The following is an 8,936-nucleotide window of genomic DNA, read 5'->3' as shown; positions in this document are numbered from 1 at the left end:
CCCGGCGTCATGCTCGCCTCGGCCGCCCGCGACCTGCTGCACCGCCACGGCGTGCTCGCCGGCCGCGACGTCGTCGTCGCCACCACCAACGACTCGGCCTACGCCGCCGCGCTCGACCTCGCCGACGCCGGCGCCCGCGTCCGCGTCCTCGACGCCCGGCCCCAGCTCCCGGCGGACCGCGCCCGACGCTGCGCCGAGCGCGGCATCGAGGTCACCGCCGACACCACGGCGCGCGGGACCCGCGGCACCGAGCGGATCACCGCGGTCGTCGTCGGCGACGACCGCACCGAGATCCCGTGCGACCTGCTGCTGGTCAGCGGCGGGTGGAGCCCGGCGGTGCACCTCGTGAGCCACGTTGGTGGCGAGCTCGCCTACGACGCGGCCCGGGGCGCCTTCGTCCCCGGCGCGCCGGTGCCCGGCGTCGAGGTGGTCGGTGCCGCGACCGGTGCCGTCGACCCCGACGAGGAGGTGCCCCCGCGCGTGCTCTGGCGCACCGAGGGCGACCCGGCACGCCAGTTCGTCGACCTCGCCCGCGACGCCACCGTCGCCGACATCGCCCGCGCCGTCGGCGCCGGGATGACCCACCTCGAGCACATCAAGCGCTACACGACGATCGGCACGGCCCACGACCAGGGCAAGACCTCCGGGCTGCTCGCCGCCGGCATCACCGCCGAGCTCCTGGGCCGCCCCGTCGCCGACCTCGGCACCACGACGTTCCGCCCGCCCTACACCCCCGTCGCGTTCGCGGCCCTGGCCGGGCGCGAGCGCGGCGCGCTGTACGACCCGGTGCGCACCACCGCGGTCCACGACCGCCACGTCGCCCTCGGTGCCGAGTTCGAGGACGTCGGGCAGTGGCGCCGGCCGCGGCACTACCCGCGGCCCGGCGAGGACATGACCGCCGCGGTGCTGCGCGAGTGCGCGGCCGTGCGGACCGGGGTCGGGATCCTCGACGGCTCCACGCTCGGCAAGATCGACGTGCAGGGTCCCGACGCCGAGGTGCTGCTCGACCACCTCTACACGAACCTGATGAGCTCGCTGAAGGTCGGCCGCGTGCGCTACGGCGTCATGTGCGGGCACGACGGGATGGTCGTCGACGACGGCACCGTCCTGCGCCTGGCGACGGACCGCTTCCTGGTCACGACGACCACCGGCAACGCCGCGGCCGTCCTCGACCGCATGGAGGAGTGGATCCAGACCGAGTGGCCCCACCTGCGGGTGCGGCTCACGTCGGTGACCGACCACTGGTCGGTGTTCGCCGTCGTCGGGCCCCGCTCCCGCGCGGTGATCGGCCGGGTCTTCCCCGACCTCGACGTCAGCAACGACGCCTTCAGGTTCATGACGTGGCAGGACAGCGTCCTCGACGGCGTCCCGGTGCGGCTCGCCCGGATCTCCTTCTCCGGGGAGCTGGCCTACGAGGTGAACGTCGCGTCGACGTACGCGCCGGCCCTGTGGGACCGGCTCCTCGAGGCCGGCCGCGAGGACGGCATCACGCCCTACGGCACCGAGACGATGCACGTCCTGCGCGCCGAGAAGGGCTACCCGATCATCGGGCAGGACACCGACGGCACCGTCTCCCCGCACGACCTCGGCCTCGGCTGGGCGGTCTCGAAGAAGAAGACCGACTTCGTCGGACGGCGCTCCTTCGCCCGAGCCGCGAACCACGACCCGGCGCGCAAGCACCTCGTCTCGCTGCTGCCCACGGACGCGGCGACGAAGCTGCCCGAGGGCTCCCAGATCGTCTCCTTCTGCCACGACGGGGCCCTCCCGCCGCCCCCGGTGCCGATGCTCGGCCACGTCACGTCCAGCTACCACAGCGCCGAGCTCGGCCGGCCGTTCGCGCTCGCGCTCGTCCGGGCCGGGCGCGAGCGCATCGGCGAGGTCGTGCACGTCCCCGTCGGCACCACGCTGGTGCCCGCGCGCATCGCCGAGACCGTCCTGGTCGATCCGGAAGGAGCGCGCCGCGATGGCTGACGCGACCCTGCTGCCCACCCATCCCCTCGAGGCCCACCGTGACGCGTTCACGGCGCTCTCCGCCGAGCTCGCCACGGCCGGGACCGACCTCGCGATCGAGCTCGAGCCCCTGACGAACGCCGTCGACCTGCGCGTCGACCCCGCCGCGGTGGACGCGGCGGCGCTGCGCGACGTCGTCGGCGGCACCCTCCCGACCCTGCCGAACACCTGGACCGTGGTGGCCGGCGGGCGGGCGGTCTGGCTCGGCCCCGACGAGTGGCTCCTCACCGGCGAGCGACCCGCCCGGGCCTGGGAGGAGGCGCTCCACGCGGTCGTCGGGCCGCACGGTGGCGCCGCCGTCGACGTCTCCGCCCAGCGCACCGGGGTCCGCCTGCGCGGAGCCGGGGCCCGCGCGCTGCTCGCGCACGGCTGCGCGCTGGACCTGCGCCCGGCGTCGTTCCCGCCCGGATCCGCCGCTCAGACGCTGCTCGGCCAGAGCGGCGTCCTGCTCACCGCAGAACCCGACGGCTTCCGTCTCGCCGTCCGCACCTCGTACGCCGGCTACGTCGCCGACTGGCTCCTCGACGCCACCACCGAGTTCCGCCCCCGCCCCACCGACCAGCAGAGGGCCGAAGCATGAGCACCACACCCCGCGTCGTCGTCATCGGAGCCGGGATCGTCGGCGCGAACCTCGCCGACGAGCTCACCGCCCGCGGCTGGGACCGGGTCACCGTCCTCGACCAGGGCCCGCTCTCGCTGCCGGGCGGCTCGACGTCCCACGCCCCGGGCCTCGTCTTCCAGACCAACGCGTCGCGGACGATGAGCCGCTTCGCGAGCTACACCGTCGAGAAGTTCCTCGAGCTCGGCGGCGCGCCGGGCGACGGGGACTGGTGCTTCAACCAGGTCGGCGGCCTCGAGGTCGCGACGACGCCCGAGCGCCTCACCGACCTGCACCGCAAGCAGGGATGGGCCACCTCGTGGGGCGTGCCCGCCGAGGTCGTCGACGTCGAGGAGTGCGCGCGCCTGCACCCGCTGCTCGACCGCGACCGCATCCTCGGCGGTCTGCACACCCCCACCGACGGACTCGCCAAGGCCTCCCGCGCGGTGACCGCGCTGATCCGGCGCGCCGAGGGCCGCGGAGCGGTGTTCCACGGGTCGGTGCGCGTGACCGGGGTCGCCCAGCACGCCGGCCGCGTGACCGGCGTGGTGACCGATGCGGGCGAGTTCGCGGCGGACGTCGTCGTGAGCTGCGCGGGGTTCTGGGGCCAGGCGATCGGCGCGATGGTCGGCATGCCGGTGCCCCTCCTGCCGCTCGCCCACCAGTACGCGTTCACCGGGCAGGTCCCGGACCTCGTGGGGCGCAACGACGAGGCCGTCGAGGCCCGCCTGCCGATCCTGCGCCATCAGGACCAGGACCTGTACTACCGCGAGCACCACGACCGGCTCGGGATCGGCTCCTACGCCCACCGGCCGATGCCGGTCTCGCTCGACGAGCTGCCCGAGGTCGACAGCGTCTCCGAGTCGCGGCAGCCCTCGATGCTGCCGTTCACCGAGGAGGACTTCGCGCCGGTGTGGGAGCAGAGCCGGCTGCTGCTGCCCGCCCTCGGCGAGACGAAGGTCGACACCGGCTTCAACGGCGTCTTCTCGTTCACCCCCGACGGTGGCCCCCTGATCGGCGAGTCGCCCGACGTCGCGGGGTTCTGGATCGCCGAGGCGGTCTGGGTGACGCACTCGGCCGGGGTGGCCCGCGCCGTCGCACAGCTGCTCGTCGACGGCCGCAGCGAGATCGACCTGCACGGCTGCTCGGTGCACCGCTTCGCCGAGTGCGAGACCACCGACGCGTTCGTCTCCGAGACCGCCCAGGAGAACTTCGCCGAGATCTACGACGTGATCCACCCGCTGGCGCCCCGGACCTCGCCTCGCGGGGTGCGGGTGAGCCCGTTCCACGCGCGGCAGCGCGAGCTCGGGGCGGTCTTCGCGGAGTCGCACGGCTGGGAGCGCCCGCGCTGGTACGAGGCGAACGCCGACCTCGTCGCGCAACTCCCCCCCGCGTGGCAGCCCCCACCCCGCGAGCCGTGGGCGGCGAGGTACCACTCCCCCGTCGCGGCCGCCGAGGCGTGGAAGACCCGCACCGGGGTGGCGATGTACGACATGACGCCGCTGACGCGCCTCGAGGTCGCGGGGCCGGGCGCCGTCGCGTTCCTCGACCGGCTGACCACCGGAAAGATGGACAAGTCGGTCGGGTCGGTGACCTACACGCTGGCCCTCGACGAGGCCGGTGGCGTGCGCAGCGACCTCACCGTCGCACGGCTGGGCGAGGACCTTTTCCAGGTGGGGGCGAACGGCCCGCTCGACCTCGAGTACCTGAGCCGCGAGGCGCGGCGTCACCCGGAGCCCGTCACCGTCCGGGACGTCACCGGCGGCACCTGCTGCGTCGGGGTCTGGGGCCCGCTCGCCCGCGACCTGGTCGCGCCGCTCTCGCCGGACGACTTCTCCCACGAGGGCCTGCGCTACTTCCGCTGCCGCCGGGCCGAGATCGCTGGCATCCCCGTAATCGCGATGCGGGTGTCCTACGTCGGCGAGCTCGGCTGGGAGATCTACACCGCGGCGGAGCACGGGCAGCGGCTCTGGGACGTGCTGTGGGAGTCCGGGCGTCCGCTCGGGGTGATCGCCGCCGGGCGTGCCGCGTTCGACAGCCTGCGCCTGGAGAAGGGCTACCGCGCCTGGGGCGCGGACATGACCAGCGAGCACGACCCCTACGAGGCGGGCGTGGGCTTCGCGGTCCGGCCCGCCACCAAGGGGCCGTTCGTCGGCCGGGAGGCGCTGGACGGCGTCGACGCCACCACCGTCACGCGTCGCCTGACCTGCCTCACCGTCGACGATCCCGCGGAGGTCGTGCTCGGTCACGAGCCGGTCCTCGTGGACGGCGTCCCGTCGGGCTACGTCACCTCGGCGGCCTTCGGGCACACCATCGGCCGGCCGATCGCGTACGCGTGGCTGCCGGCGGGGCTGGAGGTCGGGACCCCGGTGGACATCCGGTACTTCGACCGCGACGTCCGGGCGCAGGTGGCCGCAGAGCCGCTGGTCGACCCGGAGATGGCCCGCATCCGCCGGTAGGCGCGCGCGCCGCCGCCGAGTGGACCCCCGGGGCTGCTGAGGCAGCCGTGGGGGTCCACTCAGCGTGCCGTGGCCGGGCCCGAGCACCGGCCGAGTGGACTCCGAGGGCACCCGCGACAGGCGTGGCAGCCCACTCGGCGCTCTCGCCGGGCAAGATCACCGAGACGACGAGGCTGTGGCCGCCGAGGCCTCAGGACCTCGTCATTCCGGTGATCATGGGCCGGGGCCGGTGGAAGAGCCCTCAGGCGCCGAGGGCACGGGCGAGCTCTGCGAGCAGGCCCGGGAGCCGTCCGGCGCAGGGTGGGCACACGCAGTCCGCGCCGTGCACGGCGAGGCGGTCCGCGACGCGGAACGCCTCGTCGAGGTCGGTCGGGACGTGGCCCAGCTCGGGCTGGTCGGGGATCGTCATCGTCTCGTCCTGTCTAGTTCTCGAAGCCGACGCGCTCGCGCACCCAGTCGTGGAACTCGCCGATGTGGTGCTCGCTGGGCACGAGGACCCCACCCCGGGCGTAGGAGCGCGAGTCCATGGAGATCTGGCAGCGCTCGCAGGCGTCGAAGTCCTGCTGGTTGACGCGGTGGAAGAGCTCCACGGAGCGGTCGAGGTCGGCCCCGGAGTCCACCACCTCGGGCAGGTAGAGCCAGTCGCAGCGCACGATCGTGCGCTCCGCGGAGACCGGGAACATGCGGTGGAACACGACGTGGTCCGGCACGAGGTTGATGAAGACCTGCGGGCGCACGGTGATCGCGTAGTAGCGGCGGTCCTGCTCGGGGGCGATCCCGGGGAGACGCTCCAGGCCGGCCGACCCGTCGACGGTGAAGCCGTCCACCTCGGCCCCGAACTCGGCCCCGTGGCCCACGAAGTACTGGGCCGCGAGCCCGTCCGCGAACTCCGGGAGCACCTCGGTGAGCTCGGGGTGGATCGTCCCGCAGTGGTAGCACTCCATGAAGTTCTCGACGATCTGCTTCCAGTTCGCCGCGACGTCGTAGGTGATCCGCCGTCCCAGCCGCAGGTCCGCGACCTGGTAGCCGACGATCGCGTCCGGGGAGCCGAGCCGCGCGGTCACGTCGGCGACGACCGTGTCCTCGAACGACGGCGGCGAGTCGGCGAGACAGAGCCACACGTAGCCGAGCCACTCGTGCACGGCGACGCGGTGCAGGCCGAACGCGGTGCGGTCGACGTCGGGCATCCCGGCGATGTTCGGCGCCGTCACCAGCGATCCGTCGAGGCCGTAGGTCCACGCGTGGTACGGGCACTGGAAGGACCGGCGCACCGAGCCCTTCTCCTGGGTGCACAGCCGCGCCCCGCGGTGGCGGCACACGTTGAGGTAGGCGTGGACGCCCCCGTCGCGCCCGCGCGCCACGATGACGCTCTCGCGCCCGACCTCGACGGTCTCGAAGTCACCGGGGCGCGGGACGTCCGCGGCGAGCACCGCCGCGACCCAGCCCGCCTCGAAGATCAGCGCCTGTTCGGCCGCGAAGACGGCCGGATCGGTGTACCACCGCCCCGGCAGCGTCTCTCGCAGGCTGGCCGGCAGCTCCTGGCCCGCGGTGTCCGCGGAGAGCTCGCTCGTGGTCATCGGTGGGACACTCCCGGTGCCGGTCGGGCTCGTGTTGCATAAAGAGCAACACGGCGCTCACTGCGCAACAGAAACGATGAGAGACGGCCCTACCCGCTGTCAAGCTGGGCGATCGTGAGGATCTCGCAGCGCCGTTCGCACAGATGACCCGCGCGTACCCCTTGACAGGAGGGGTCGCCGTCTCCCACCGTGTGCGTTGCGCATTGAGCATCGAAGTGCGTATGACGCAACGACGCTCCTCGGACCCTTCACATTCTCGGGCACGCCGAGTTCCCGCGTGCACCCCCTGTCAGTCCGTGTCCGGCGCGACGAGCGATGTGGCCCCCGCGCCGACCACTTCTCTCTGGAGAGAGACATGATCCGTCTCTGCGACATCGACGAGATCCCCGAGGGCGAAGGCGTGCGCTTCCCCGGTCCGAGCCCGGTCGCGGTCTTCCGCGCCGGCGACGAGGTCTTCGTCCTCGACGACGCGTGCAGCCACCAGGGCGCCTCGCTGTCCGACGGCTACCTCGAGGGCTGCTGGGTGGAGTGCCCGCTGCACGAGGCGTTCTTCTCACTGCACACCGGCGAGCCCTCCGGCCCACCGGCCAAGCGCCCGGTGCGCACCTACACGGTCATGGTCGCCGACGGCGTCGTGTGGGCGGACCTCGAGCAGGCCGTCGCGGCACACGCGGACGCAGTCACCGCCACGCCGGACGCGCAGCGGGGTGTCGCGTGAGGACGATCGCCGTCGTCGGCGCCTCGGTCGCCGGGACTCGGGCGGCGCGCTCGCTGCGCAACGCGGGCTTCGACGGGCGGCTGGTGCTCGTCGGGGACGACGCCCGCACCCCCTACGACCGCCCACCGCTGTCCAAGGGGTTCCTCGCCGGCACCCAGGGGGAGGCCGACCTCGCCCTGCTCGACACCGACGACGAGGCCGAGCTCGCCCTCGAGCTGCGCCTCGGGGCCCGCGTCGAGCAGCTCGACGCCCACGCCGGGCGGTTGCGGCTGGCCGACGGGCACGAGATCGGGGCCGACGGCGTCGTCGTCGCCACCGGGGGCCGGCCGCGGCGACTGCCCGGCAGCGAGGGCGTCGAGGGTGTGCACGTGCTGCGCACCCTCGACGACGCCGTCGCACTGCGGTCCGCCCTCACGGACTCGACGTCGCGCGTGGTCGTCGTCGGGGCCGGGTTCCTCGGCGCCGAAGTCGCCTCGACCTGCCGCGGGATGGGCCTGGACGTGACGCTGCTCGACGCGTCGCCGCTCCCGTTGGCGGCGCTGCTGGGCGAGCGGATCGCGCGGTGCTGCGCCGCCCTGCACTCCGCGCACGGCACGGACGTGCGCCACGGCCGGTCGGTCGCCCGGCTGCGGACGGCGCCGTCGGGGCGGGGCGCGCGGGTCACCGGCGTCGAGCTGGACGACGGCACGGTCCTGCCGGCCGACGTCGTCGTCACCGGGCTCGGGATCGTCCCCAACACCGAGTGGCTCGAGGGCTCCGGGCTGCGCCTGGGCAACGGGGTCCACACCGACGCCGGGATGGTCACCGACGTGCCGACCGTCGTCGCCGTCGGGGACGTCGCCCGCTACGGCGCCACCGAGGGGACCCGGCGCCACGAGCACTGGACGAGCGCGGGCGAGCAGGCGGACGTCGCGGCCACCAACCTGCTGGCCGGGCACACGACGGTGACCTTCCGGCCCTCCGGCTACTTCTGGTCCGACCAGTACGGCCGGACGCTGCAGCTCGCGGGGCACCCGGGTCCCGACGACCGCGTCGAGATCGTCGACGGCGACCCCGAGGACCGCTTCACGGCGCGGTACACCGACGCGTCGGGAACGACGACGGCGGTGTTCGGGATGGGCAGCGCGCGGGCCTTCGGGCGGCTGCGCCGTGCCGAGCTGGGCCGCGCGGGGCCGGCGCGGGCGGTGCAGCCGGCGTGAGCGCGGGGACCGACGGGGCGCGGTCAGACGACCGCGCGGATCGCCTTCTCGAACCCGACGACGTGCTCGTGGGACAGCGTCGCCGCGAGCTCGCCGTCGCCGTCGGCGATCGCGCGCAGCAGCCCGACGTGCTCGCCGACGTGCCGGTCGAAGTCCGGCATCCGGTCGAGGAACAGGCAGAAGATGCGGGTCGCGAGGTTGTCGTAGCGCACCAGGGTGTCCTCGAGGTGCGGGTTGCCCGCGGCGCGGTAGATCGAGCGGTGCACGCGCATGTCCCAGCGCATGAGCTCCTCGCGGCTCAGGGTGGTGACGTCGAGCGCGGCGGTGTCCTCGGCGAGCTCGGCGAGCCCGGTGCGCGAGGCGCTCAAGCGGCTC

The 8,936-nt window shown here is 74.1% G+C and carries 8 protein-coding genes; 5 read left to right on the top strand and 3 right to left on the bottom strand.

Features of this window, described 5'->3' with window-relative positions:
- The 3 genes from AC0CYZ_RS13015 to AC0CYZ_RS13005 form a co-directional block, all read left to right on the top strand.
- On the top strand, positions 1-1,971 hold a 1,971-nt coding region (locus AC0CYZ_RS13015), incomplete at its 5' end, for a glycine cleavage T C-terminal barrel domain-containing protein (protein WP_472215918.1).
- The gene (locus AC0CYZ_RS13010; protein ID WP_472215916.1) at positions 1,964-2,590 is read left to right on the top strand and encodes a sarcosine oxidase subunit gamma; all 627 of its coding nucleotides are present in this window, start codon (positions 1,964-1,966) and stop codon (positions 2,588-2,590) included. The genes AC0CYZ_RS13015 and AC0CYZ_RS13010, both read left to right, overlap by 8 nt.
- Positions 2,587-5,067 carry a GcvT family protein gene (locus tag AC0CYZ_RS13005; RefSeq protein WP_472215914.1) on the top strand — a complete coding sequence of 827 codons (2,481 nt, stop codon included), beginning with the start codon at positions 2,587-2,589 and terminating at the stop codon, positions 5,065-5,067. Before AC0CYZ_RS13010 ends, AC0CYZ_RS13005 begins: the two co-directional genes overlap by 4 nt.
- Positions 5,068-5,308: 241 nt before the next feature.
- Here the strand turns inward: AC0CYZ_RS13005 and AC0CYZ_RS13000 are convergent, their stop codons facing one another.
- Together AC0CYZ_RS13000 and AC0CYZ_RS12995 are read right to left on the bottom strand one after the other, a co-directional pair.
- Complete coding sequence (locus AC0CYZ_RS13000; RefSeq protein WP_472215912.1) at positions 5,309-5,476, bottom strand: hypothetical protein; 168 nt, start codon at positions 5,474-5,476, stop codon at positions 5,309-5,311.
- 13 nt (positions 5,477-5,489) lie between these two features.
- Entirely contained in the window at positions 5,490-6,644 is a 1,155-nt protein-coding gene (locus AC0CYZ_RS12995; RefSeq protein ID WP_472215910.1) for an aromatic ring-hydroxylating oxygenase subunit alpha, read from the bottom strand.
- Positions 6,645-6,999: 355 nt separating this feature from the next.
- Here AC0CYZ_RS12995 and AC0CYZ_RS12990 point away from each other — a divergent pair, with 355 nt between their 5' ends.
- Positions 7,000-7,362 (top strand): bifunctional 3-phenylpropionate/cinnamic acid dioxygenase ferredoxin subunit, encoded by a 363-nt coding sequence (locus AC0CYZ_RS12990; RefSeq protein ID WP_472215908.1) that lies wholly within the window; start codon positions 7,000-7,002, stop codon positions 7,360-7,362.
- Positions 7,359-8,561 (top strand): NAD(P)/FAD-dependent oxidoreductase, encoded by a 1,203-nt coding sequence (locus tag AC0CYZ_RS12985; protein ID WP_472215906.1) that lies wholly within the window; start codon positions 7,359-7,361, stop codon positions 8,559-8,561. Before AC0CYZ_RS12990 ends, AC0CYZ_RS12985 begins: the two co-directional genes overlap by 4 nt.
- Before the next feature lie 23 nt (positions 8,562-8,584).
- Here AC0CYZ_RS12985 and AC0CYZ_RS12980 read toward each other — a convergent pair.
- On the bottom strand, positions 8,585-8,936 hold a 352-nt coding region (locus AC0CYZ_RS12980), incomplete at its 5' end, for an FCD domain-containing protein (protein ID WP_472215904.1).

Source organism: Actinomycetospora sp., from assembly GCF_055612215.1.
The sequence above is the reverse complement of the archived record's forward strand: the minus strand, read 5'-3'. Positions and strand labels throughout refer to the sequence as shown.